Genomic DNA, 24144 nt, shown 5'->3' on the forward strand with positions numbered 1-24144 from the left:
ACTCGCCATCGTTAGGCTGGAGGGATGGCGACAGTACTGCTCGTGCGGCACGGCCGCACCACGGCCAATGCGACCGGACTGCTGGCAGGCCGGACCGCCGGTGTCCACCTCGACGATCTCGGACGGGACCAGGCGGCGCTCACCGGAGAGAGGATCGCGGCCGTGCCCGTGGTCCGGGTGGTGTCGAGCCCTCTGGTGCGCTGCGAGGAGACCGCCCGCGCCATCGTCGAGCGCCAGAGCGGCGCGCCGCCCTCGTCGGTCGAATCCGATCTCACGGAGTGCGACTACGGACTGTGGCAGGGCCGCCGGCTCAGCGATCTCGCGAGCGAGGATCTGTGGCGGGTCGTGCAGTCGCAGCCGTCCGCTGTCGTCTTCCCCGGCGGCGAGTCCATGGCGGGGATGCAGGCCCGGGCTGTGGCAGCGATCCGACGCCACGATGCCGCCGTCGAGGCGAAGCATGGTCCGGGGGCGGTCTGGGTGGCGGTGAGCCACGGCGACATCATCAAGTCGATCCTGGCCGACGCGCTCGGCATGCACCTCGACCTGTTCCAGCGACTCGAGGCAGGACCCGCCTCCGTGTCGATCGTGAACTACGGCGCGAGCCGGCCGAGGGTACTGGCGACCAACACGGACTCCGGCGATCTGTCCTGGCTCGCACAGGCGATCCCCTCCGGCGATGCGCCGGTGGGGGGCGGTGCCGGCGCACCTGGCACGGATGGCGGTGCCCCCGACGCGGATGGCGGTCCCAGCACCCCCGACGCGGACGGTCGGAGGCCTAGGATCATCACATGACCGACGCGCCTGCACATGTTCACGAGTTCGATTGGCCGGACCGGGTCGTCATCGGGACGGTCGGGCCTCCGGGTGCCCGAACCTTCTACCTGCAGGCGCGCGCCGGGGCACAGCTCGTGAGCATCGCCCTGGAGAAGCAGCAGTCGGCTCTGCTCGCGCAGAAGATCGACGAGGTCCTCGATCAGCTCATCGACGTCGAGGGCAACCGCTTCAGCGTTCCCACCAGCACTCCCGTCGAGCTCGTCGACAACGATCCGCTCGAGGCCGCCCAGGAGCAGTTCCGCGCCGGAACCATCGGGATCGGCTGGGACCCCACCACGGCCCAGGTGATCATCGAGGCGCATCCCCTCCTCCTCGACGACGCCGACGAGGATGCGGTCGACGATGTCGCCGAGGCGGAGTCCGAGATGCTGCGGGTGAAGATGCCGGTCGGCACCGCCCGTGCGTTCACCCAGCGCACCCTGGAGATCGTAGATGCCGGGCGTCCCCTGTGCACGCTCTGCGGCTACCCCATGGACCCCGACGGCCACATCTGCATCATTCCCGAGTACTGATGCCCGCGACGGACCTGGTGACCGCCGAGCTGACGCTCACAGGCCGGCTCACGACGGCCTCCAACGCGACGTTCCTGGGCACCATCGGTGACGCGGTGGTCGTCTACAAGCCGGTGGCGGGCGAGGCACCGCTGTGGGACTTCCCCGACGGAGCCCTGGCGTACCGGGAGGTGGCCGCGTATCTGATCTCCGAGGTCCTCGGCTGGAGCGTCGTGCCGCGCACCTGGTTGCGCGACGGCCCGCTGGGCGAAGGGATGGTGCAGCTCTGGCAGGAGCAGGATCCCGCCCAGCGCGCCGTGGACCTGGTCCCGACAGCCGACCTCCCCGGGTCGGGCTGGAGAAGCGTGCTCGAGGGCGAGGACCAGAGCGGGCAGAGCATCACCCTCGCCCACGAGGACACGCCGGCGCTGCGACGCATGGCGGTGTTCGACCTGATCGTCAACAATGCCGATCGCAAGGGCGACCACATCCTCGCCATGGCCGACGGGCATCGGTACGGCGTCGACCATGGCCTCACCTTCCATCACGAGCACAAGCTGCGCACGGTCCTGTGGGGCTGGCTGGGCGACGCACTGACCACCGAGGAGCGCGAGGGCATCGACCGTGTCCGCGACGGGCTGCGCGGCGAGCTGGGCCAGCGCCTCGCGGACCTGCTCAGCACCGAGGAGATCGCAGAGCTCACCGCACGCTGCGCCCAGCTGCGTGCGGACGGGCGGTTCCCGGCCCCGAGCGGCGAGATGCCGGCGGTGCCCTGGCCTCTGTTCTGAGGGCCGCTGTGGCTGCACGGAGCAGCCAGGCCGGCGTGCGCCCGGGGCGCTGGGGCGGGATGAGCGCGCCCGCCCCACTGCAGGCGACGAGCTGCCACGCGCGGCGTTCCCGCGCGGCAGGTCGCCTTGCGGTCGTCGGAGACGATCTCGGCCGCGATGAAGCCCTTCCGGGAGGCGGTGGGAACGGCATGGGCGGCCTCGGGCCAGCGAGGGGTCAGCGAAACCTTCAGCGATTGCGCCAGGAGCGCGGCCTGCGTGGTGAGCTCTGCCGCTCGATGCGGCGCAGAGCAACGCTGCACAGCACCAGGATGACGTACATGATCGTCATCGCACTCAACGCGACGACCGCTGCGACCAGCGGCACCACCGCATAGCTCAGATCCGGGTCGATCTGTTCGCCGACGAGCCCGATGACGATCAGACCAGCGACGAGGAGCCCAGTCGCGACGCCGAACCAGAGCGATGTGAAGAGGGGGCGCTCGAGGTCGGCCCACGCATACAGGTCCTGCCTCCGAGCCTTGTCAGGCACCGGTTCACGGACCGGCCGATGAGCTCCCGCCCCCTTCCTCCGCTTCCGCGCACGAGACCCTGCGCGCCCCATCACCGCAGGTCAGACGTTGAAGCGGAACTCCACCGAGTTCCGGCACGGAGAACCATCAGCGACGACGTCGTCTCATGTCGAGTCGAGGCGCGCGGTGATCGCGGCTGCAACCTCGTCCGCAGACTCCGATGCCGTGTCGAACTCCAAGACCGCATCAGACCACGCCGCATGGTCAGCGCGCCGGCGCTGCACGTCCGACCAGGTCGGCTCGCCCACGTAGGTGAGACTGCGATCTCTGCCGCTGAGCCGGCGCTCGTGCTCATGCACATCGGAGATCTCGAGGTACACGAAGTCGACATGTGAACCTGTTCACGGTGCCGCAGTGCGCCAGGTCTGCCGAGCCTCTTCACCGTTGTGGGCAGCAGCGACAACGACATCGTGACCGAGCCGCAGATTCTGTTCCGCCATCGCACGCGTTGCCTCGTAAGCGGTAACGCCGACTTGCCACCCTGGTGGCAGACCGCAGGCAAGGATCGACTCTTCAACCTCGTCGATGGACAGGTGGACCGACCCCGTGCGCGCAGCGACGACCCCGGCGATGCTCGTCTTCCGACCCCGTGGAGGCCAAAGAGCACGACAAGGCGACCGGTCACGCGACCGCCAGCGGCGTGATCGCGGCAACCTTGTCACGCAGCGCCCGCCGCTCGAGCCGCAGCTCGTAGTTGGACTGCAGACTCATCCAGAGCTCCTCCGACGTCCCGAAGTACCGTGCCAGGCGGATCGCCGTATCAGCCGTGATACCGCGCTTGCCGTGCACGATCTCGTTGATGCGCCGCGGTGGCACACCGATCGAGACCGCCAGCTTGTTCTGTGTGATCCCGAAGCCCTCGATGAAGTCCTCCATGAGGATCTCCCCAGGGTGGATCGGCTCGATCATCTCGTTCTCAGTGGTAGTCGACGAGTTCGACATCATCCGCACCTCCCTCTCTCCAGACGAAGCAGAGACGCCATTGCGCGTTGACGCGGATGCTGTGCTGCCCTCGACGATCGCCGACGAGTCGCTCCAGCCGGTTGCCCGGAGGGATCCGGAGATCCTCCACGTCGTTCGCGGCGTGGATCAGCTCGAGCTTCCGCAGACTCGCCCGCTGCACACGGCGGTCAACGCCCTTGACGTACTGCTCATGCCAGATCCGCTCGGTGCACTTGCTGCCGAAGGATCTGATCACGAGACCAGTCTATGACGCGACGCGTCAATAACGCTAGACGTTAAACCGGAACTCCACCGAGTTCCGGTACGTACGGCCATCACAGTGCGCTCAGCCGGACACCGCACCTTTCGTCGGGGCTGATCAGTCGGCGGCGAGATGGTCGCGCAATGCTTGGGCGAGAGGCGGGAGGTGGGTCTCGACGACGTCGCGGACGACGTCGACATCGACGCCGAAGTACTCATGGACGAGGATGTTGCGGAAGCCTCGGATCTGCGGCCAGGCGATCTCCGGGTGCGCACCAGTGATGTCTGTGGGGAGGTGGTTCACGGCTTCGCCGATGATCTGCAGGTTGCGCTCGATCGCGTCCTCTGCCATCTCCAACAGGTCCGCATCGCCGTCAAGAGCAGCGACATAGCGTCGGCACCGCTCAACGGCTTCGAGAACATCAGCGATGCGCTGGGCCGGGTCGCGGCTCACAATGCCACCGCATCCTCGAGCGCCGAGGCCGAGACCTGCCGCTTGAGCAGTTGCACCGGGAACACGTCGATGTCGTCGCGGCCGAACAGGGCTCGAGTCTCTTCCAACAGCCCGGAGGCCCGCATCAGGAGGTTGCCATCCGCAGGATCCATCTCGACGAGGATGTCGATGTCCGACCCCGGGGCCGCGGTGCCCCGGGCGACGGACCCGAACAACTTCGGGTTCGTCGCGGCGTACCGGTCAAGGAGTACTTGGAAATCAGCACGACGCGCGTCGATGAGCTCGCGAAGGGCGAGCGTCTCGGTCGTCATGATCTCAGCCATGCCGTCAGGATACCGACCCCGACACACTCGAGCTCAAACGATCGAGCCCGCCGTGCTCCGCCGTCGTCGCCCCAGTCTTGCCCGCTCAACGACCAAGCCGCTCACACATTGAAACGAAATTCCACCACGTCGCCGTCCTTCATGACGTAGTCCTTGCCTTCGATGCGCACCTTGCCCTTGGCCTTGGCCTCGGCCATGGAGCCGGCCTCGAGGAGGTGGTCGATGGAGACGATCTCTGCCTTGATGAAGCCGCGCTCGAAGTCGGTGTGGATCACGCCGGCGGCCTGCGGGGCGGTGGCACCCTTGGGGATCGTCCAGGCGCGGGACTCCTTGGGGCCGGCGGTGAGGTAGGTCTGCAGGCCGAGGGTGTCGAAGCCGACGCGGGCCAGCTGAGCGAGGCCGGACTCCTCCTGGCCGGTGGACTCGAGCATCTCGGCGGCCTCGTCCTCGTCAAGCTCGATCAGCTCGGCCTCGAACTTGGCATCGAGGAAGATTGCCTCGGCCGGGGCCACGAGGTTCTTCAGGGCCTTCTGCGAGGAGGCGTCCGCGAGGCCCTCCTCGTCGGTGTTGAACACGTAGATGAAGGGCTTCGCGGTCATCAGCTGCAGCTCGCGCAGTGCGGTGACGTCGATGCCGGCGTCGTCGGCGCCCTGGTAGAGGGTCTTCCCGGTCTCCAGCAGCGCCTTCGCCTTGACCACGTTCGGCAGCACGGCGGCGTCGACCAGTCCGCGCTTGGTGTCCTTCTCCAGTCGCTGCATCGAGTTCTCGATGGTCTGGAGGTCGGCGAGGATCAGCTCGGTGGTGATGACCTCCATGTCATTGGAGGGGTCGGTGGAGCCGTCCACGCGCGTCACGTCGGGATCGGCGAAGGCGCGGGTGACCTGGCAGATCGCGTCGGCCTCGCGGATGTTGGCGAGGAACTTGTTGCCCAGGCCCTCACCTTCGCTGGCGCCCTTGACGATGCCGGCGATGTCCACGAAGGAGACGCTGGCCGGGACCAGCTTCTCGCTGCCGAACACGCTGGCGAGCTGGCCGAGCCGCGGGTCGGGCAGCGGGACCATGCCGACGTTGGGGTCGATCGTCGCGAACGGGTAGTTCGCTGCGAGGACCTCAGCGCGGGTGAGGGCGTTGAAGAGGGTGGACTTGCCGACATTGGGCAGACCGACGATTCCGATAGTAAGAGCCACGGGACGTGATTCTACGTGGCCTGCGCGGAGCCCGGGCCCGGGGCCGGTGAGCCACTGGTCTCACCGGCCCCGGGAGCAGGATCAGCACGCGACGGTGAAGCGCTCGCGACGGTGCGCGGGCTTCTCGATCTCGTCGACCAGCGCGAGCGCGAGGTCCGCCCCGGAGATGAACGAGGTGCCCTCGGAATCGGTGAGCAGCACGTCTCCGCCCACGCGGTAGGTGCCGGTCGCCTCGCCCGGGGCGAAGCTGCCGAACCCGGCAGCGGGGCTCAGGAAGAACCAGTCCACGCTCTCGTCGGCCTTCCGCAGGTCCTGCAGGACGGCGTCGGCCACGCGGGGCTCCTCGGCGAACTCCTTCGGGAAATCCGGGGTGTCCACGAGCTTCGGGCCGCCCTCGGCGACCAGGAGCGATCCGGCTCCACCGATCACGCCGAGTCGCACGTGCTTCTCCGCCGCGAGGTGGGCGAGCGCGGCCTGCAGGTCCCGGAAGGCGCCTTCGTCCGCCATGTCGCCGCGGGGCGCAAGGGCGGAGACGACCACGTCGGCGTCGTCGAGCAGGTCGGCGAGGAAGGATTCCTCCCGCGCGTCGCCGGTGCGGTATTCGACGCCGTCCACGGGCTCCTTCGCGGCTGTGCGGCTGACGGCGAGGACCGCGTGACCGCGGCCGACGGCTTCCGCGGCGAGATGCCCTCCGGCGTATCCGGTGCCTCCGAGGATGACGATGCGAGCCATGGACTCTCCTTCCGAGCGCTCTGCCGAGCGCGAAGATCGATACGGGGATGATCCACCCCGTCTCCATGGCTCACGCCATGGGCTTGACACTCACTGTAGGTGACTTAGTCTCTATCGGGAAGTCGGCACTTCGCAGTAAGTACCCCGGATGCGCGGACCCTCCCCGCGGTGCACCGCACCGACTCCGTCGCAACCCGACATCACACGACGCGAATCAGGAGTAACCGCCATGGCCTTGCTCGACTACGACCCCTACGCCCGCGACTGCCCGTCGCGGCAGCTGTTGGATCGGATCGGCGACCGCTGGACCGTGCTCGTCGTCGGCCTCCTCGAGGACGGCCCGCTGCGCTTCTCCGAGCTCTCCCGCCGCGTCGACGGCATCTCCCAGAAGATGCTCACCCAGACCCTGCGGGCACTCGAGGCCGACGGGCTGGTGCTGCGCACGGCGTATCCGGAGATCCCGCCGCGTGTCGAGTACGAGCTGACGGAGCTCGGCCGTTCACTCCTGGATCCGTTGCACGTGCTCGTCGCCTGGGCCACGGAGAACATGGGCGAGGTGCAGGCCGCCCGGGATCGCGCCTCCGCCGCCTGAGCGGAGTCCTCGGAACCCGCTCGCCGGCGCTCCGGCCTGTCTAAGGTGTTCGCATGGCTCCTCATCCCGACCCTGCACAGCCCCCGAACAGATCCCGCCGGCTCCTCCCCTGGATCCTCGGCGGCGTCTGCGCGCTCATCGCGATCGTCGTCGTGCTCGTGCTCGTGGCGGGCGCCGTCTGGTACTTCGCGCTGCGGCAGACGCCCGAGGATGTCATCGAGGAGTACCTCGAGGCGTGGAGCTCGGCGGATTGCGAGACCTTCGAGGAGATCACCACCGAGAAGTTCCAGGGTGAGGACTTCACCTGCGAGGGGTGGACCAGCGACATCGAGCAGCAGCAGGAGGAGGACGGCCTCGAGTTCGAGGACGAGATCGTGAGCTCCGAGGTCGACGGGGACCGGGCGACGGTGCGCGTCACGGAGACGATGACCGATGGTCCCGACGTCTCGGAAGGGACCTTCGACTGCCTGCTCGTCCGACAGGACGGCTCCTGGCTCCTCGATGACATCGAGATCGTCCAGGAGATGGAAGAGGTCTGACCGACCGTTCCAGCCACCCCGCGCACTGGCCGGGCAGGCGTGGCGTCGCTCGTCCGTCACACCGCCGTGATGTGCTGACGCCATGACCGGTACACAGATGCTCCTGCTGGGATTCGCGCTGGGTGCGGCGCTCGGAGCCGCCATCAGCTGGCTCGTGATGCGCGAGCGCATCCGGACGCTCGACCAGCAGCAGCGCGCCAGCGTGGACGCCTCCGGCCACCTGCTGCGCCTGGCCGACGAGCGCCACGAGCGGGATGTCGCGCGCCGCGACGCCGCCGAGGAGGAGCGTGAGGCCGAGCTCCAGCGCACGCTCGCCCCCATCACCACCACCCTCGCCCATCTGGAGCGCTCACTGGTCCGTTCCGAGGCTGCCCGGGTGGACGCCGAAGGGGCGCTTCGCTCTCACCTGGCACAGCTCGCGCAGCGGGCACAGTCCCTGGAGACCGGCACCAGCGCACTCACCGCGGCCCTTCGAGCCCCGACGGCGCGCGGCCGCTGGGGCGAGGTGCAGCTGCGACGGATCGTCGAGGCCGCCGGGATGCTCGAGCACGTGGACTTCACCGAGCAGCTCGCCGGAACACGGGCCGACGGGAATGCTGGGCAGAGGCCCGACCTGGTCGTGCATCTCTCCGGGGACCGGCACGTGGTGATCGATGCGAAGGCCCCGATGGACGCCTACCTCGACGCGACCGAGGAGACCGATCCCGTGCGCGCCGCGACCCGTCGGAAGGCTCATGCGAAGGCGCTGCGCCACCACGTCGGCGTCATCTCCTCCAAGGCGTACTGGAAGGCACTCGGGGACACCCCGGAGTTCACCGTGCTGTTCGTGCCCAGCGACGGGGTGCTCGCCGCAGCGCTGGAGACGGACCCGACCCTGCTGGACGACGCCTTCGGCAAGGACGTCGTGGTCGCCTCCCCCGCCACGCTCGTGGCGCTGCTGCGCACGGTCGCGCACACCTGGCGCACCGACGCTCTGAACCGTGATGCCCGCGAGGTGCTCGACGCAGGTCGCGAGCTCCACCACCGCCTGGGCACGTTCACCGGTCACCTGGGCAAGGTGGGCCGCTCGCTGGACTCCTCGGTCGCCGCGTTCAACGAGGCCGTCGGATCCCTGCAGACCCGGGTCATGGTCACCGCCCGCCGCTTCGAGGACCTGGGCCTGACCGGCACCGCGGTCGACGAAGTCGATCAGCTCACCCGCCGCGCCCGCACCCTGGAGGAGGCGGAGATCGCCGATCTCGCGGCGCCGTCCTCGGCCCACCGGCCCCTGACCTCACGCGAGGATCGCGAGGACCGCGCGGGCTGAGCGCCCCCGCCCGTAGCAGGACGATCCGGGCCCCTCGCGGAAGACGGCCCCGCACAGGATGACGGGCCGTCGGCCCTCCCTCTGGAGCGTGCCGGCGGCCCGTCGTCGTACGGGTCCTGAAGGTCGGGATCGTGGAGGTCAGGACTCCGCGGTGGCGCCGTCGCCGGTGGGCTTCGTGCGGCGGTCGGCCACGCCCTGGGTCTTCATCTCCTGGCGCAGCTCGCGCGGCAGGGAGAACATGAGGTCCTCGGTCGCGGTGCGCACCGGCTTCACGTCGCCGTAGCCCCGCTCGGAGAGCTCGCCCAGCAGCTGCTGGACCAGCACGTCCGGGACGGAGGCACCGGAGGTCACGCCCACGGTCCCGACGCCCTCGAACCACTCGTCGCGCAGCTCGGACACGGAATCGATGCGGTGGGAGGCCTTCGCGCCGGCCTCCTTGGCGACCTCCATGAGGCGCACGGAGTTCGAGGAGTTCGGGGAACCCACGACCAGCACCAGATCGGCGTCCGGAGCGATCTTCTTGATCGCCACCTGACGGTTCTGGGTGGCGTAGCAGATGTCGTCGCTGGGCGGGGCCTGCAGCGTCGGGAAGCGTTCGCGCAGACGATCCACGGTCTCCATGGTCTCGTCGACGCTGAGGGTGGTCTGCGAGAGCCAGACGACCTTCTCGGGGTCGCGCACGGTCACGTTGACCGCATCCTCGGGCGAGTTGACGATCTGCACGTGCTCCGGGGCCTCGCCGGCGGTGCCCTCGACCTCTTCGTGACCCTCGTGGCCCACCAGCAGGATGTCGTAGTCCTGCCGCGCGAAGCGCACGGCCTCCTTGTGCACCTTGGTCACCAGAGGGCAGGTGGCATCGATGGTGCGCAGGTTCCGCTCCTCGGCCATCTCCCGCACTCTCGGCGAGATGCCATGGGCGGAGAAGATCACGAGGGCACCCTCGGGGACCTCGTCGACCTCCGTGACGAAGACGGCGCCCTTCTCCTTGAGACGGTCCACCACGAACTTGTTGTGGACGATCTCGTGGCGCACGTACACGGTCTCGTCGAAATGCTCGAGCGCTCGTTCGACGGCGACCACAGCCCGGTCGACTCCCGCGCAGTAGCCGCGCGGTTCGGCAAGAAGGACGGTTCCGTTGCTCACCGCTCCATCGTAGGAGGTGGCGACGGACAACGGCAGGGAGGTGCGGCAAGACTCACCACACCTCCACAGGGACGTCACCGGCACGAGGACCACGCCGGGCAGGGTTCCCTCAGCGCGAGTGCCTCGCGAGCGTCTCGCGAACGCCTCGCGGGGCCGCGCCGATGCCGCCGACCCGCCTCCGACGCTTCCTCCCCACCGGTCCGTCATCCCCGATCCGGCGCTCGACGAGCGAGCTGTCCCACCGGCGTGCCAGAGTGTTCCCATGACCGAGACGAGTTCCGTGCAGGAGGCAGGCGACGGCGACGCCCCCCGGCCCGCACCGGCCGCCACCGCCGCTCAGACCACGGCGGAGAATCCCTGGCCGCTGCGACAGCTGTCGGTGAAGGTCGGCGAGTACGTGGCCCGGATGTCCCCGCTGTGGGTCGAGGGCGAGATCGTCCAGCTCAACCGCCGTCCCGGAGCAGGACTGAGCTTCATGACGCTGCGCGACATCGATGTCGATATGTCCTTCTCGGTCCCGATCCGTGAGCACGTGCTGCGCGCGCTGCCCATCGAGCCGGTCGCCGGAGCGCGAGTGGTCGTCCATGCCAAGCCGACGTTCTGGACCAAGCGCGGAACCCTGCAGCTGGAGGCCGACGACATCCGTCCGGTGGGCCTCGGCGAGCTGCTGGCCCGCCTCGAGCAGCTCAAGCGCGTGCTCGCCGCCGAAGGCCTGTTCGCCGCCTCCCGCAAGCAGCCACTGCCGTTCCTGCCCCGTGTGGTGGGCCTGATCTGCGGGCGCGAATCCGCCGCCGAGCGGGACGTGGTCGTCAACGCCCGCCGTCGCTGGCCTGCCGTGGAGTTCGAGATCCGAGAGGTCGCGGTCCAGGGCGTCAAGGCCGTGCGGGAGGTCTCCGCTGCGCTGAAGGAGCTCGATGGCCGGGACGACGTCGACGTCATCATCATCTCCCGCGGCGGCGGCTCACTCGAGGACCTGCTCCCGTTCTCCGACGAGCAGCTCACCCGCCTGGTGGCCGCGGCGACGACGCCGATCGTCTCCGCCATCGGCCACGAGGTGGACACGCCCCTCATCGATCTCGCCGCCGACGTGCGCGCCTCCACCCCCACCGACGCCGCCAAACGCGTCGTCCCCGACATCCAGGCCGAGCTGGACCAGCTCGACCTGGGACGCACCCGCCTGCGGTCGGCGATCCGGGCCCGGCTCGAGCGGGAGCAGTCCGCGCTGGATGCGATGCGGTCGCGGCCGGTGCTGGAGAACCCCGCCACGATCCTCTCCGGCCGGGCCGACGAGATCCGTTCCCGGATCGCGCTGGCCCGCACGCTGGTCGGAGCCCGCCTCGACCGGGCGGCCGACGAGATCGACCACCTCGGTCGCCAGGTGCGCTCGCTGAGCCCGCTGGCGACCCTCGAGCGCGGCTATGCCGTGGTCCAGAGCCCCGACGGGACGATCGTGCGCTCCCCCGGCGCGACCGCTGTCGGCGATCCGCTCTCCGTCCGGGTCGCAGGCGGTCGCTTCGGCGTCGAGCACGTCGACACCGACCCGTACACACCCCCGGTGCCCTGACGCGATAGCCGGGACCCGGTACCCGTGCTGCCCCAGCACTCGTCACCAGCACCAGTCCCCCGCCCCGTGCCGAAGCAACCGTTCCGACGCACTCGTTCCGATCAAGCCTCTGAGGAGCCCCCATGAACCAGTCCCCCGACGAGAACCCGCCCCTGGACCCCGAGAGCGCCGATGCTCCGGCCCCCGAGGTCACCCCCACCGAGGATGCACAGCTCCCCCCGGACATCGCCGAGCTGTCCTACGAGGCCGCCCGGGATCAGCTGGTCGAGGTGGTTCGCCGTCTCGAGTCCGGGCAGGGCGGGCTGGAGGACTCCATCGGGCTCTGGGAGCGCGGCGAGATGCTCGCCCGCCGGTGCCAGCAGTGGCTCGACGGCGCGCGGGTGCGTCTCGACGACGCGGTCAACGCCCGCCGCCAGGACGGCTGACCCACAGGGCGGAGCTCAGCCCGCGATGTCGGCGAGCGCGGCCTCGGCAAGCACGTTCAGCTCCTCGCGATCGGTCTCGCCGTGGACCAGCAGTCCGAAATCCTCGCCCTCGCAGGAGATCCCGACCCGCTCGGCGCCGTCCTGGCCGCCGCTGAGCGCCTGGCAGTCTGTGCCATCGATCGTCAGCTCCTCCTCGACCACGGTTCCGGGCAGCGCGGCGGACAGCATCGTGGCGCTCACCTCGGACTCCTCGGTGAGGGTGACCAGCGAACCGCCCGGCGAGGTGTACTCCACCTGCCAACGGGGGATGTCGCCATCGGTGAAGCGGGCGGACCGCTCCGACCACTCGTCCCCCATCGCCGGCGCGGCGACGGGGAAGCCCGCGATGTCCTGAGCCCGCTCGGCGCTCGCTGCGACGTCGACCTCCGAGTTCTCCAGCGGCTTGCGGTCGCTCTTGCTCCCCACCCCGAAGAACGCGATCGCGATGACGACCACGAGGGCCATCGTGAGCGCGATCGCCCACACCATGTTCCGCAGCACGGTGTTCTTCCGCGACGGCAGCTCGTAAGCGGACTTCGGCTGCGGACGGGGCTGCGGCTGCGGACGATCCGAAGTCGGCTCGTCGGGCGTCTCAGGGGCGTCGTCAGGGGGCACGTGCATACCCCCTATTGTGCCGGTGCACGGAACCTCCGTTCACAGGGTGTCGCGAGCGCGTGCGAGAGAGCCGGCACGTCACCGATCCTCGCCCTGTCCGTTCCGTTCGCCCCGACCGGGGAAACCTGCAATGATCGTGCGGTGACCGCCAGATTCCTCATCACCGGAGAAGCCCTCACCGACATCGTCGTCGAAGCCGACGGCTCACGTCGTGAGCATCCCGGTGGATCCCCCCTGAACGTGGCCGTGGCCCTCAGCCGCCTCGGCCACGACGCCCATCTGCTCACCCGCATCGGCCCGGACCCCCGGGGCGATGCGATCCGTGCGCATCTCGCCGACTCCGGGGTCCATCTGACCTCGGGAAGCTCGGTCAACGACCGCACGTCGACCGCCGAAGCCGTGCTCGACGCGCACGGCGCAGCGACCTACACCTTCGATCTGGTGTGGGACCCGGACCCCTCCGGACTGCCCGACGGGGTCGACGCGGTGCACACCTCGTCGATCGCTGCCGTGATGTCGCCCGGGGCCGCGACCGTCGAGGACGTGCTGCGCCGCAGCCGCGACCGCTCCACGATCAGCTATGACCCCAATGCCCGGCCCACCCTGATGGGCGACCCGGCCTCCGTGCGCGGACAGGTAGAGGCCAACATCGCGCTCAGCGACGTCGTGAAGGCCTCCGACGAGGACGTGGCCTGGCTGTACGGCACGGACGACCTCGAGGACGTCGTCGCGTCCTGGCTCCAGCAGGGCCCGTCCCTGGTGGTCATGACCCGTGGCAGCGAGGGCGCCGTGGGCTTCAACCGCTCCGGCCGGGTGCAGGTCGCACCGGTCGTGGTCGATGCCGTCGACACCGTCGGCGCCGGGGACACCTTCTCCGCCGGCATCCTCGACGCCCTCGCGGCGAAGGGCCTGCTCGGAGGCGAGCACCGGGAACAGCTGGCCTCCCTCCCCTCGGACGAGATCGCCACCGTGCTGCGCCGGGCCGCGATCCTCGCCTCCATCACCGTCTCCCGGGCCGGCGCGAACCCGCCGTGGAGCCACGAGCTCGGCTGAATCAGCTCCGGCACCGGTTCCGCCCCGCGACCGTCACTGCATCCCTCACCCCGGCTTCACGCCCCGAGACCTCTTCCCCACCGACCACTCAGATACCGCACCACCGAACGACGACACCAGGGAGGCACATCCATGTCCCAGTCCACGCCCGCCGCCTCGCAGGACGGCTACCGCATCGAGCACGACACCATGGGTGAGGTGCGGGTTCCCGCCTCGGCCCTCTACCGGGCACAGACCCAGCGTGCAGTGGAGAACTTCCCGATCTCCGGGCAGGGCCTGGAGCCCGCCCACATCCACGCCCTCGCCCAGGTCAAGAAGGCAGCCGCCCGCGCCAACCAGGACCTCGGAGTGCTGGACGGCGCCATCGCCGACGCGATCGTCGCCGCGGCCGACGCTGTCATCGCCGGTGGCCACGACGACCAGTTCCCGGTGGACACCTACCAGACCGGCTCCGGCACCAGCTCGAACATGAACATGAACGAGGTCCTGGCGACCCTCGCCTCCAGCGACGCGCTCGAGGTCCACCCCAACGACCACGTGAACTGCTCGCAGTCCTCCAACGACGTCTTCCCCACGTCGGTGCACGTGGCCGTCACCGCGGGCGTCGTCGAGAAGCTGCTGCCCGCCCTCGCCCACCTCGCCGAGTCGCTCGAGGCCAAGGCCGAGGCGTGGAAGGCCGTCGTGAAGTCCGGCCGCACCCACCTGATGGACGCCACCCCGGTCACCCTCGGCCAGGAGTTCGGCGGGTACGCCGCCGCGGTCCGATACGGCATCGAGCGCGTCGAGGCGGCTCTGCCCCGCACCGCCGAGGTCCCCCAGGGCGGCACCGCCGTGGGCACCGGGATCAACACCCCGGCCGGCTTCCCGCAGAAGGTCATCGCGAACCTCGCCGAGCAGACCGGTCTGCCGCTGACCGAGGCGCGCAACCACTTCGAGGCGCAGTCCGCGCGCGACGGCCTGGTCGAGATGTCCGGTGCGCTGCGCACCATCGCCGTGTCGATCACGAAGATCTGCAACGACCTGCGCTGGATGGGCTCGGGCCCCAACACGGGACTGGGCGAGATCTCGCTCCCGGACCTGCAGCCGGGCTCGTCGATCATGCCGGGCAAGGTCAACCCCGTGATCCCCGAGGCCGTGCTCATGGTGTGCGCGAAGATCGTGGGCAACGACGCGGCCATCGCGTGGGGTGGTGCCCAGGGTGCTTTCGAGCTCAACGTGCAGATCCCGCTGATGGGCACCAGCCTGCTGGAGTCGATCCGTCTGCTCGCCAACGCGAGCACGGTGCTGGCCGACAAGACGGTCGACGGGCTCACTGCGAACGAGGAGAAGGCCCGCTTCTACGCCGAGGCCTCCCCCTCGATCGTGACCCCGCTGAACAAGATCATCGGCTACGAGAGCGCCGCGAAGATCGCCAAGCACTCCGTCGCCGAGCAGATCTCGGTGCGCGAGGCCGTGATCGCGCTGGGCTTCGTGGAGCGCGGCGAGGTCACCGAGGAGCAGCTCGACTCGGCCCTGGACGTCCTCTCCATGACCGCACCGAAGGCCTGACCGACGCCCTGGCGATCGGCTGACCGCCCCGAAGGCCTGATCGCACCGAAGGCCTGACCGCCAGCTCCTCATCCCATACGCATCCACCGGCGCCTGGTGTACAGCCTCTCCGCATAGAGCGGGGCTTGCACACCAGGCGCCGTTCCATGCACCACGCCGCACGCCTCCCCGCCACGCGCCACCCGTCACCCGGCACCCGGCACCCGGCACGCAACACGCAACACGCATCACGCATCACGCATCACGCATCACGCATCACGCATCACGCCGCGAGCATCCCCTTCCCTGGGCGTGGCGAACGCAGATGAAATCCCCGCTGCAGGACCGCGAGGAGCATCTTCTCCGTCTCTTCCCAGTCGAGGAATACCTGCTCCCAGGTCAGCCGCACCACCTGATATCCCATCGCGATGAGATAGAGGTCCCGCCGGCGATCCTCGTCATATCCCGTCGGATCATCGTGGAACTGACGGCTATCGCATTCGATGACAAGGCTCCGGCCCACCAGCAGGTCCATCCGGCGGCTCTGCCCGGGGAACCTCACCTGTGCCCTCACCCCGATGCCTCGGGACTCCAGCCACCACCGCACCGTCGTCTCCGTCCCTGATTCCGCATCGGCCCGGATCCTCGACAACGGCCGTCGGAACCGTGCAGGGAGGCCCTCCACCAGCGCCCGAGCTGCGCCGAAGTTCATCCGCTTCCTCTGCACGGCGGACTCCAGGAGAACTGCCGTGTCCACGATCGGAAGACAGCGTGCCGCGTGTTCGAGGACCAGGTCCAATCCGGGCACAGGGTCGTCATCAGGCCATGCTCGCGGAGTCGTGTCGTGGAGGACCAGCGCTTCCTGACGGCCCGGATTCTCGGCATCGTCGGACTTCCACCGACGCAGCGGCGCGACCTTCGCCGATTCGAGCTGCTCCCGGTTCGCTCCTGCCCGGGGCCGGTACACGTGCACACCATCACCGCGGGGCACCCAGAGTCCGTGGAACAGCGCCGCGTCCAAGCACGTGGGCCGAACACCTAACGCCAGAAGGCCGACAAGCGCCGGCGGTGCAGAATCGGTCAGGTACCACGGCTGCCTGCTGACGGTCGCGCCGGACCGCTTCCATCGGTCGAGCTCGCGCCGTGTCCAGCCCTCCCGCCGAAGCTGGTTCCGATGACGGATTCCGGGGATCTCCATGCGCGCACCCCATCACCAGATGTGGTGAGTTCGAGGGCAGAGGAGTGCCGGTGTGGACCGACCCGGTATGGGGAGGAGAGAGAGACGCACCGCACCAGGGTCTTGGCAAGGGCCAGGAGCCGGAGCCAGGGCCGGAGCCACGGCCGGGCCGGGCCGGGCCGGAGCCGGAGCCAGAGCCAGAGCCAGCCTGGTGACAGTCCCGGTCCGAGCTGGCCTCAGCCGCACCGAAAGGTGAAGTGCGGAGCCAGGTCCGACCGAACCGAGCCAGGGTCGCCGATGCCGTCGGTCTCGCGCTCGAGCGCCGCGGGCCCTACCCGTGCCGATCGTCCTTCCGTGGCCGCCTGCACCACCTGCGCCCCTGCCTGCCTGCAGCATCTGCGCTCCTGAGCCTCTACTCCACCTGTACCCCTCGCTACGGCGAGTCGATAGCGAGGTGCGACCGCATCCACCGTCGCCTGGTGTGCAGGCAGCACGTATACGGGGCACCCTGCATGTGACGCGCCAGTCAGCACGTGCCACCGCATCCACCGTCGCCTGGTGTGCAAGCAGCAGTTATACGAGGCACCCTGCATCTGACGCGCCAGTCAGCACGATGTGGCGATCGAGAGATGGGGATGGCGAGCGTGAGCTGGGGATGGCGAGCGACAGGTGGGGATGGCGAGCGCGGACCGGGGGCCGGGGCTGGGGACGGGGACGACGTCGGCCGAGCCCCGGCCCCGGCCCCAGCCCCGACCTCGACCTCGACCTCGGCTCAGAACACCGGCTCGTCCAGGACGTGGGTGACCAGTTCGGCGACCTTGGACCGCTCGGAGCGCTGCAGCGTGATGTGTGCGAACAGCTCCTTCTCCTTGAGCGCCTCCACGACCGAGGCGATGCCGTCGTACCGACCGATCCGGAGGTTGTCGCGCTGGGCCACGTCGTGGGTGAGCACCACACGGGAGTTCTGCCCGACACGGGAGAGCATGGTCAGCAGCACGTTGCGCTCCAGGGACTGCGCCTCGTCGACGATCACGAAGGCGTCGTGCAGGGAGCGGCCGCGGATGTGGGTCAACGGCATCACCTCGAGCATGCCCCGCGAGAGCACCTCGTCGATGACGTTCTGGGAGACCATCGAGCTGAGCGTGTCGAACACGGCCTGGCCCCAGGGTCCCATCTTCTCGCCCTGGTCACCGGGCAGGAAGCCGAGCTCCTGGCCGCCCACGGCGAACAGCGGACGGAACACCATGATCTTGCGCTGGGTGCGCCGTTCGAGGACCGCTTCGAGGCCGGCGCACAGGGCGAGCGCGCTCTTCCCGGTGCCGGCACGACCGCCCAGGGAGACGATCCCGACGGACTCGTCCTGGAGCAGATCGATCGCGACGCGCTGCTCGGCGGAGCGACCGGAGACGCCGAAGACGGTCTGGTCGCCCTGGACCAGCGTCACCTGCCGGTCCCGCGTGACCCGCCCCAGGGCCGAGCCGCGCGGGCTGGTGATCGTCAGCCCTGTATGCACAGGCTGGTGGGCGACCTCGGGGATCTCGACGACCTGGCCGTCGTAGAGGTCGGTCATGGTCTGCTCGTCGACAGAGGTCGTGACCATGCCCGTGTAGCCGCGGTCCCGGGCGAGCTCCGCCCGGTACTCCTCGGCATGGATCCCGGAGGCGGAGGCCTTGATGCGCATCGGCAGGTCCTTGGAGACCAGCACGACGTCCTTGCCCTCGAGCTGCAGGTTCTTCGCGACCGCGAGGATACGGGTGTCGTTGTCCCCGAGGCGGAAGCCGTCGGGCAGCGAGGCGGTGTTCATGTGGTTGAGCTCCACCTGCACATGCCCGCCGTCCTTGCCGATCGGCAGGGGCACGGAGAGGTTCCCGTGCTGCTCGCGCAGATCATCAAGCAGACGCAGCGCCTGCCGGGCGAAGTAGCCGAGGTCGGGATGGTGCCGCTTCGCCTCGAGCTCGGTGACGACCACGATCGGCAGCACGACGTCATGCTCGGCGAAGCGGTGCAGCGAGAGCGGGTCCGACAGCAGCACCGAGGTGTCCACCACGTAGGTGATCACTCCGGTCTCCACGCCCGAGAGGATCTGCTGAGCTCCTCCGGGACGCAACGAGGGCACCACCGGCGAGCCGTCCCTGTTCGCGGCTCCGATCACCCCCGACGTGAACCTCGTACCGGAGCCTGTGACGTCCGTCTGTGCGGACATCGTCTCGCGGGCTGTGGTGGTGTCGTCCATCGGAGCCTCCCGAAATCGCGCGGATGCCTGGACCCTAGCGGGGTCCTCACCCGCTCACGGGCGCGTCCCGCCGTCGGCGGGTTCGACGTTCACCCGATCGTCACCGGGTGTTCTGCCGAGCACCCGATGGAACCAGTGTGCCACCGGTCACACGCCCGGGGCGGGAGGCGCGGGCACATGATCGGCGACCGTCGGCGCCTCATGGCCGACGGTTGGGCCCGACGACTGGGCCCGACGACTGGGCCCGACGACTGGGCCCGACGGCTGGGTCCGACGACTGGGCCCGACGGCTGGGTCCGACGGTCGAGGCCGGCGTCCGGGCTGACGGTCAGGCCGACGGTCGGGGCGACGCGCGAGGCCGACGTCAGTGCTCAACCAGGGTGTGGACCGGGCCTGGACGACGGTGGTGTAGAGGTCAGACTCCGTAGCGTCGCTCTCGTCGGCAGAAGTCGCGCAACGCGCGCAGGAGGTCGATCCGGCGGAAGCCCGGCCAATAGGTCTCGCAGAACCAGTACTCGGAGTGGACCGACTGCCAGAGCAGGAATCCGGACAGTCGCTGTTCGCCCGAGGTGCGGATGATCAGATCAGGATCCGGCTGCCCCCGGGTGTAGAGGTGCTCCGTGATCGAGTCGACGCTGATCGCGGCGGCGATGTCCTCCGGGGAGCGGCCCTGCGCGCCGAGGTCGCGCACGAGCTCCTGCACGGCGTCGACGATCTCCTCGCGGCCGCCATAGCCGATGGCGACGTTGACCGTGAGCTCGGAGTCCGGGGCGGCGCGCTCCTGGATCCGGGCGATGCCGGCGCGGACGTCGTCGGGCAGCGCCTCCGCGGTGCCCGTCAGCCGCACGCAATAGCCTGCCTCGGCGATCTGCGCGACGGTCGAGGCGATGATCTCGTAGAGCGCGACGAGCTCCTCGGGCGGGCGGCTCAGATTGTCGGTGGACAGCATCCACACGGTGACCAGCGGAATCTTCAGATCCTCGCACCAGGAGAGGAATTCGACGATCTTCGCGGCGCCGGCTCGATGACCATGCTCGGTGGACTCGCCGGCCTCTTTCGCCCAGCGCCGGTTGCCGTCGACGATGACGCCGAGATGCTGCGGGAGCTCGAAGGCTTCGAGCTCCTTGGTGAGCCGACGTTCGTAGACGCGATACAGAAGGCCGTCGTCATCCATTGCAGCCTCCGTTCACAGGGTCCGAGGTGATGCCCCCGGCCGCCGTGGGGCGCCGGGTCCGTGCACGGCACGCTCTGTGCGGCCCGACCCATGACGCCGCACCCATCCAGTATCGACGATGCGGGATGCCGACCTCGCCGTTTCCCCGCAATCCTCACCGGATCGTCACGTGGGGCACCGCTAAGTTACGTTGCCGTAGGTTACGATTTCGGCATGACTAACGGGCCGCGTCCCGAGGACGGCGACAGCTCCTCGAGGACCACTCCATCGCACGCCACCCGGCGGGACCATGCCGCAGCACCCAGCTCCTTCCCCACAGCTAGCACCGCCGTGTCGGCGGAGGATCCAGCGCTGCAGGAGGCCGCGGAGGCGATGGCAGAGTCAGGAGCTCCCCGCATCGACCCCGACGCGGGGATCCCCACGGCGGAGACTCATCCCTTCGCCCCGAAGACCCTGACACGGGCGATGGCCGCTCGGGCCACTCAGCTCGGGCTGCAGCTGCCGAAGCCACGCCTGCGGGGCATGCTCCACCTGATCGCTTTCCCCTCCTCGCTGGTGGCCGGTCTGCTGCTGGTCGCGTTCGGCGACACGCTCGCGGTGCGGCTCGCGTGCGCCGTCTTCGTGCTGACCGCGGGGATGCTGTTCGGCATCAGCGCCGTCTACCACCGCGGCACCTGGACGCCCCAGCGCGCGATCATGCTGCGCCGCTTCGACCACGCGAACATCTTCCTCATCATCGCCGGCACGTACACCCCCATCGCGGTGGCGATGCTCGCCCCGCGCCAGGCGATCACCCTGCTCGGCATCGCGTGGGGCGGTGCGCTGGTCGGCGTGTGCTTCCGTCTGTTCTGGACGAACGCCCCGCGCTGGCTGTACGTCCCGGCCTACGTCGCCCTGGGCTGGGTGGCGGTCTTCTACATGCCGGCCCTCCAGGCTTCTGCCGGCTGGTCCGTGGTCTGGCTGCTGTCCATCGGCGGCCTGGCCTACACGGTCGGCGCCGTCGTCTATGCGCTCAAGAAGCCCAACCCGTCACCTGCCTGGTTCGGATTCCACGAGATCTTCCACGCGGGAACGCTGATCGGCTTCGGCTGCCACTTCGCCGCGGTCGCGACCGCCGTCGTCTGAACGGGACGGCGACGTCGTCAGAGCCGCGTGGCCGCGGCCGTCCGAGCGACTTGTCCGCCGCCGCCTGAGCGGAGCGGCCGCCCCCACCTGAGGGACACAGCGATCCCCCACGGCGGCCGACGTCTCGGCGACGGCCAACGTCTCAGCGGCGGTCGTCGCCGCCCGAGCCGTCGGCGTCGTCGTCGGAGTCGCGATCGACGTCGTGCGCTGGCGAGGGCCGAGGATCTGCCGGGATGCCCGCCACGTCGCCCGAGGTCTCGAGCGAGCTCTCCTCCGCCGCCTCCCGCGGGGCCTGGTCCTCGGCGTCATCGACGTCGGAGGGATCGCCGGGACGCAGGGGACCCGCGGTGCCCTCAGGGGCGTCCTCGCCCTCAGAGGCCGCCGCGGTGGCGTCGCGCTCGGCCTGCTCGGCGTCCATGCGCTCCTGCACTGCGGCGCGAGCCTTGACGCGTCGCGTGCGTCGGGTCATGTCGAGCACCAGCAGCACCACGGCCACCGCGAGGATGAACATCGCGATGAAGCCGGGCAGGCCCGGGGAGACGGAGACGGAGGTGAAGCCGCCGCCGTCCGAGGGACCACCATCCGAGGGGAAGGGGTCGGCCAGGAGCATGCCTGCCGCGGATGTGAACTGCGCACCGATCATGCGCGAGCCTCGATCGTCTCGTCGCGCAGCCCGGCGAATAGGTCGTTCTCCGGCAGCTTCACGCCGATCCGGGAGATGTGCAGCTCGTAGTCCTCGGTGCCCCACACCGCGGTCTCCACATCATGCGAGATCCTGAAGAACGGGCCGTCGGGGTCCACCTGGGTGGCGTGCGCGCGCAGAGCGTCATCGCGCACCCCGAGATAGTCGCGCACGTCGATCCTGGTCGTCAGCAACCGGTCCGTCGACTCGTCGAAGCGTTCCATCATCTGCTCGAGCTCCTCGTTCGGAGCGCCGGCGGCCCGCAGGTGCCGAGCGACGGCGGAGAACCGCTGACGATGGAATCCGTTGATGTAGTAGAGCTTGGCGATCTCCCAGGGCTCACCGAGCTCCGGAGCGAAGTGCGGATCCGCGGCGAGGTCGAAGGCCGCGACGCTGATCCGGTTGGTCTGGATGTGATCGGGGTGCGGATAGCCGCCGTTCTCGTCGTACGTGGTCAGCACGTGCGGGCGCAGCCGACGGATGGCTTCCACCAGCGGGCGGGCGGCCTCCTCGGGGCTCAAGGTGGCGAAGCTGCCCGCGGGGAGCGGGGGCAGCGGATCACCCTCAGGAAGCCCCGAATCGACGAAGCCCAGCCATTCATGATCCACGCCGAGGATCTCCTGGGCCGCAGCCATCTCCTGGCGCCGCACGGTCGGCAGGACGTCGCGGGTCAGGGTGGGATCGTCGCGCAGCCGAGGGTTCAGCACGTCCCCGCGCTCCCCGCCGGTGCAGGTGATGACCGTGACCTGCACACCCTCGCGGGCATAGCGCGCGGTCGTACCGGCCCCCTTGGAGGACTCGTCATCCGGGTGCGCGTGGACGGCCACCATCCGCAGGGTTTCATCGGGCGCTGGCAACTGGACGGTCACGGTTCTCCTCGGATCATCGGCTCGGGGACGAGGCACCCCGGGGCCCGGCAGCGGCATCTCGGGCGTGCCGTTCCAGCGTCCGATCGTACGCCACGTGGCCTGAGGGTTCACGGGGCGACGGACACGGGGCCGACAGACGTGACCGGGCCCTCCCGGGCGCCTGCGCTCCCCTGGGAAGTCAGCATCGAGAGGTCTGGGAGGATGGACTCATGAACGGCACCTTGCAGCGCCCGGCCGATCGCTACGGCGCCCCGAAGATCTCGAAGCGCACCGCCCGGATCCTCATCGCGCTCGTCGCCGCTGCCTTCCTCGCCGTGGTCGCCCTGGTCGGCTACTGGGTCGCGAGCCCACCCATCCGGGCCGACCTGGTCGGATACGACCACGTGGCCGATGACGTCATCGCCGTGCAGTACTCCCTCACCATGGATCCTGGCACCGAGGCCACCTGCCGCATCCAGGCCCTCAACGAGGGCCGCGCGCAGGTCGGGTTCGTCGAGACCACCATCCCCGCCCAGACGGAGCGCCAGACCGTGCACTCGGTGGAGATCTCCACCCAGGGCAAAGCCGTCTCAGCCGAGATCGTGGCGTGCGAGCCCGCCTGACCCTGAACCCCCGGCCCTCGGCCCCCGATCTCCGGCCCTCGATCCCCGATCCCCGATCCCCGATCCCCGATCCCCGATCCCCGATCCCACCTGATCGTGACCGCTCTGGCCGACTCCCTCCGTCGGATCCGCCCAGAAGCCGCCCCCGGGAGGCGGACGCCTGGGAACTGCCGCTCGAATTACTCGCAGCGCGAAACTCCTTGAACCTTCGGGAAACCCTGAATTGCGCGGTGTAAGGTATCCCGAAACCGGCATCGAGCCGGTGATCATCACCCGCACCACGGGGCGCATGAGGACATGTGCCCCGTGATTCGCGTATAGGGGGCTCTTTCACGATGCCCTCGATGCGCTCGATCCAAGACGACAGGAGTGAACCCATGAGCAGCCAGCCGAATGGCGCCTGGCTCACCCAGGACGCGTACGACCGTCTTTCCCAGGAGCTCGCTGAGCTCGAGGGCCCGGGCCGTACCGAGATCGCGGAGCGCATCGCCGCTGCCCGTGACGAGGGCGACCTCAAGGAGAACGGCGGCTATCACGCAGCCCGTGAGGAACAGGGGAAGCAGGAGGCACGCATCGCCGACCTCCAGCGTCTCCTCAAGAATGCCGTGGTGGGCGAAGCGCCGAAGGACGACGGTGTCGTCGAGCCCGGCATGGTCGTCGCCATCACGATGGCCGGCAAGGAGCGCACGTTCCTGCTCGGCAACCGGGAGATCGCAGAGAACGCGGACCTGGAGGTGTACTCCTCCGAGTCGCCGCTGGGCAGTGCGATCCACGGGTCGAAGGTGGGCGACACGGTGGAGTACACCGCACCGAACGGGAAGTCGTTCTCCATCGAGATCCTGACGGCCAAGCCCTACGCCCCGTGAGGTGATGCGCCCCGTGCGCAATGCTCCGCCCG

General features: G+C 69.3%; 28 protein-coding genes. 13 read left to right on the forward strand and 15 right to left on the reverse strand.

Annotated elements, in window-relative coordinates:
• The first annotated feature begins 24 nt into the window (after window positions 1-24).
• The 3 genes from ACT3T5_RS07450 to ACT3T5_RS07460 are packed head-to-tail and all read left to right on the forward strand — an operon-like array spanning window position 25 to window position 2113.
• Window positions 25-792 (forward strand): MSMEG_4193 family putative phosphomutase, encoded by a 768-nt coding sequence (locus ACT3T5_RS07450; protein WP_444594056.1) that lies wholly within the window; start codon window positions 25-27, stop codon window positions 790-792.
• Window positions 789-1346, forward strand: a complete 558-nt coding sequence (locus ACT3T5_RS07455; protein ID WP_444594057.1) for a DUF3090 domain-containing protein — start codon at window positions 789-791, stop codon at window positions 1344-1346. Before ACT3T5_RS07450 ends, ACT3T5_RS07455 begins: the two co-directional genes overlap by 4 nt.
• Window positions 1346-2113, forward strand: a complete 768-nt coding sequence (locus tag ACT3T5_RS07460) for an SCO1664 family protein (RefSeq protein ID WP_444594058.1) — start codon at window positions 1346-1348, stop codon at window positions 2111-2113. The genes ACT3T5_RS07455 and ACT3T5_RS07460 overlap by 1 nt, the downstream gene beginning before the upstream one ends.
• 226 nt (window positions 2114-2339) lie before the next feature.
• Here the strand turns inward: ACT3T5_RS07460 and ACT3T5_RS07465 are convergent, their stop codons facing one another.
• The 8 genes from ACT3T5_RS07465 to ACT3T5_RS07500 form a co-directional block, all read right to left on the reverse strand.
• The gene (locus tag ACT3T5_RS07465) at window positions 2340-2642 is read right to left on the reverse strand and encodes a hypothetical protein (protein ID WP_443344728.1); all 303 of its coding nucleotides are present in this window, start codon (window positions 2640-2642) and stop codon (window positions 2340-2342) included.
• Between the two features lie 144 nt (window positions 2643-2786).
• On the reverse strand, window positions 2787-3002 hold the full coding sequence (locus ACT3T5_RS07470; protein WP_444578148.1) for a hypothetical protein: 216 nt from the start codon (window positions 3000-3002) through the stop codon (window positions 2787-2789).
• Window positions 3003-3303: 301 nt separating this feature from the next.
• On the reverse strand, window positions 3304-3624 hold the full coding sequence (locus ACT3T5_RS07475) for a HigA family addiction module antitoxin (RefSeq protein ID WP_443345803.1): 321 nt from the start codon (window positions 3622-3624) through the stop codon (window positions 3304-3306).
• Window positions 3599-3880: a type II toxin-antitoxin system RelE/ParE family toxin gene (locus ACT3T5_RS07480; protein WP_443344730.1), complete on the reverse strand. Its 282-nt coding sequence runs from the start codon at window positions 3878-3880 to the stop codon at window positions 3599-3601. The genes ACT3T5_RS07475 and ACT3T5_RS07480 overlap by 26 nt, the downstream gene beginning before the upstream one ends.
• Before the next feature lie 123 nt (window positions 3881-4003).
• Entirely contained in the window at window positions 4004-4339 is a 336-nt protein-coding gene (locus ACT3T5_RS07485; protein WP_443344731.1) for a HepT-like ribonuclease domain-containing protein, read from the reverse strand.
• Window positions 4336-4662, reverse strand: a complete 327-nt coding sequence (locus ACT3T5_RS07490; RefSeq protein ID WP_443344733.1) for a nucleotidyltransferase family protein — start codon at window positions 4660-4662, stop codon at window positions 4336-4338. Before ACT3T5_RS07490 ends, ACT3T5_RS07485 begins: the two co-directional genes overlap by 4 nt.
• Window positions 4663-4763: 101 nt before the next feature.
• Complete coding sequence (ychF, locus tag ACT3T5_RS07495) at window positions 4764-5849, reverse strand: redox-regulated ATPase YchF (RefSeq protein WP_444578147.1); 1086 nt, start codon at window positions 5847-5849, stop codon at window positions 4764-4766.
• Window positions 5850-5930: 81 nt separating this feature from the next.
• Window positions 5931-6581, reverse strand: a complete 651-nt coding sequence (locus ACT3T5_RS07500; RefSeq protein ID WP_444578146.1) for an NAD(P)-dependent oxidoreductase — start codon at window positions 6579-6581, stop codon at window positions 5931-5933.
• Window positions 6582-6810: 229 nt separating this feature from the next.
• Here ACT3T5_RS07500 and ACT3T5_RS07505 point away from each other — a divergent pair, with 229 nt between their 5' ends.
• The 3 genes from ACT3T5_RS07505 (at window position 6811) to ACT3T5_RS07515 (ending at window position 9018) form a co-directional block, all read left to right on the forward strand.
• Window positions 6811-7173 carry a winged helix-turn-helix transcriptional regulator gene (locus ACT3T5_RS07505; protein ID WP_444578145.1) on the forward strand — a complete coding sequence of 121 codons (363 nt, stop codon included), beginning with the start codon at window positions 6811-6813 and terminating at the stop codon, window positions 7171-7173.
• A 53-nt stretch (window positions 7174-7226) separates the two neighbouring features.
• Complete coding sequence (locus tag ACT3T5_RS07510; protein ID WP_444578144.1) at window positions 7227-7712, forward strand: Rv0361 family membrane protein; 486 nt, start codon at window positions 7227-7229, stop codon at window positions 7710-7712.
• Between the two features lie 82 nt (window positions 7713-7794).
• Window positions 7795-9018 carry a DNA recombination protein RmuC gene (locus tag ACT3T5_RS07515; RefSeq protein WP_444594059.1) on the forward strand — a complete coding sequence of 408 codons (1224 nt, stop codon included), beginning with the start codon at window positions 7795-7797 and terminating at the stop codon, window positions 9016-9018.
• A 138-nt stretch (window positions 9019-9156) separates the two neighbouring features.
• Here the strand turns inward: ACT3T5_RS07515 and ACT3T5_RS07520 are convergent, their stop codons facing one another.
• The gene (locus ACT3T5_RS07520) at window positions 9157-10161 is read right to left on the reverse strand and encodes a 4-hydroxy-3-methylbut-2-enyl diphosphate reductase (RefSeq protein WP_443352602.1); all 1005 of its coding nucleotides are present in this window, start codon (window positions 10159-10161) and stop codon (window positions 9157-9159) included.
• Between the two features lie 262 nt (window positions 10162-10423).
• Between ACT3T5_RS07520 and xseA the strand changes: the two genes are divergently transcribed.
• Window positions 10424-11725 carry an exodeoxyribonuclease VII large subunit gene (xseA, locus tag ACT3T5_RS07525; RefSeq protein ID WP_444594060.1) on the forward strand — a complete coding sequence of 434 codons (1302 nt, stop codon included), beginning with the start codon at window positions 10424-10426 and terminating at the stop codon, window positions 11723-11725.
• 122 nt (window positions 11726-11847) lie between these two features.
• Window positions 11848-12150: an exodeoxyribonuclease VII small subunit gene (locus tag ACT3T5_RS07530; RefSeq protein ID WP_444578141.1), complete on the forward strand. Its 303-nt coding sequence runs from the start codon at window positions 11848-11850 to the stop codon at window positions 12148-12150.
• A 15-nt stretch (window positions 12151-12165) separates the two neighbouring features.
• Here ACT3T5_RS07530 and ACT3T5_RS07535 read toward each other — a convergent pair whose 3' ends face one another.
• The gene (locus ACT3T5_RS07535) at window positions 12166-12810 is read right to left on the reverse strand and encodes a DUF4245 family protein (protein ID WP_444578140.1); all 645 of its coding nucleotides are present in this window, start codon (window positions 12808-12810) and stop codon (window positions 12166-12168) included.
• A gap of 135 nt (window positions 12811-12945) precedes the next feature.
• Between ACT3T5_RS07535 and ACT3T5_RS07540 the strand changes: the two genes are divergently transcribed.
• Both ACT3T5_RS07540 and ACT3T5_RS07545 read left to right on the forward strand, forming a co-directional pair.
• Entirely contained in the window at window positions 12946-13857 is a 912-nt protein-coding gene (locus ACT3T5_RS07540; protein WP_444594061.1) for a carbohydrate kinase family protein, read from the forward strand.
• A gap of 132 nt (window positions 13858-13989) precedes the next feature.
• Window positions 13990-15405, forward strand: coding sequence for a class II fumarate hydratase (locus ACT3T5_RS07545; RefSeq protein ID WP_444578137.1), 1416 nt, complete (start codon window positions 13990-13992; stop codon window positions 15403-15405).
• Window positions 15406-15667: 262 nt separating this feature from the next.
• On the opposite strand, the gene ACT3T5_RS07550 is transcribed toward ACT3T5_RS07545, so the two are convergent.
• The 3 genes from ACT3T5_RS07550 to ACT3T5_RS07560 form a co-directional block, all read right to left on the reverse strand.
• Window positions 15668-15919: an endonuclease domain-containing protein gene (locus tag ACT3T5_RS07550; RefSeq protein WP_444594062.1), complete on the reverse strand. Its 252-nt coding sequence runs from the start codon at window positions 15917-15919 to the stop codon at window positions 15668-15670.
• 1414 nt (window positions 15920-17333) lie between these two features.
• Complete coding sequence (locus tag ACT3T5_RS07555) at window positions 17334-18794, reverse strand: PhoH family protein (protein WP_444578134.1); 1461 nt, start codon at window positions 18792-18794, stop codon at window positions 17334-17336.
• 415 nt (window positions 18795-19209) lie between these two features.
• Window positions 19210-19968, reverse strand: coding sequence for an isoprenyl transferase (locus tag ACT3T5_RS07560; protein WP_444578133.1), 759 nt, complete (start codon window positions 19966-19968; stop codon window positions 19210-19212).
• A 213-nt stretch (window positions 19969-20181) separates the two neighbouring features.
• On the opposite strand from ACT3T5_RS07560, the gene trhA reads away from it, so the two are divergent.
• A complete protein-coding gene (trhA, locus tag ACT3T5_RS07565) occupies window positions 20182-21093 on the forward strand; it encodes a PAQR family membrane homeostasis protein TrhA (protein ID WP_444594063.1) in 912 nt (303 codons plus the stop codon).
• Window positions 21094-21235: 142 nt separating this feature from the next.
• Here trhA and ACT3T5_RS07570 read toward each other — a convergent pair whose 3' ends face one another.
• Complete coding sequence (locus ACT3T5_RS07570) at window positions 21236-21736, reverse strand: hypothetical protein (protein WP_444594064.1); 501 nt, start codon at window positions 21734-21736, stop codon at window positions 21236-21238.
• Window positions 21733-22644 carry a mycothiol conjugate amidase Mca gene (mca, locus tag ACT3T5_RS07575; protein WP_444594065.1) on the reverse strand — a complete coding sequence of 304 codons (912 nt, stop codon included), beginning with the start codon at window positions 22642-22644 and terminating at the stop codon, window positions 21733-21735. The genes ACT3T5_RS07570 and mca overlap by 4 nt, the downstream gene beginning before the upstream one ends.
• A 209-nt stretch (window positions 22645-22853) precedes the next feature.
• Here mca and ACT3T5_RS07580 point away from each other — a divergent pair, with 209 nt between their 5' ends.
• A complete protein-coding gene (locus ACT3T5_RS07580; protein WP_444578127.1) occupies window positions 22854-23246 on the forward strand; it encodes a DUF4307 domain-containing protein in 393 nt (130 codons plus the stop codon).
• A 377-nt stretch (window positions 23247-23623) separates the two neighbouring features.
• Window positions 23624-24112, forward strand: a complete 489-nt coding sequence (gene greA / locus ACT3T5_RS07585) for a transcription elongation factor GreA (protein ID WP_444578126.1) — start codon at window positions 23624-23626, stop codon at window positions 24110-24112.
• The last annotated feature ends 32 nt before the right edge of the window (window positions 24113-24144 follow it).

Origin of the sequence: Brachybacterium sp. AOP3-A1-3 (assembly GCF_052378285.1) — a bacterium.
Taxonomy (GTDB): domain Bacteria; phylum Actinomycetota; class Actinomycetes; order Actinomycetales; family Dermabacteraceae; genus Brachybacterium.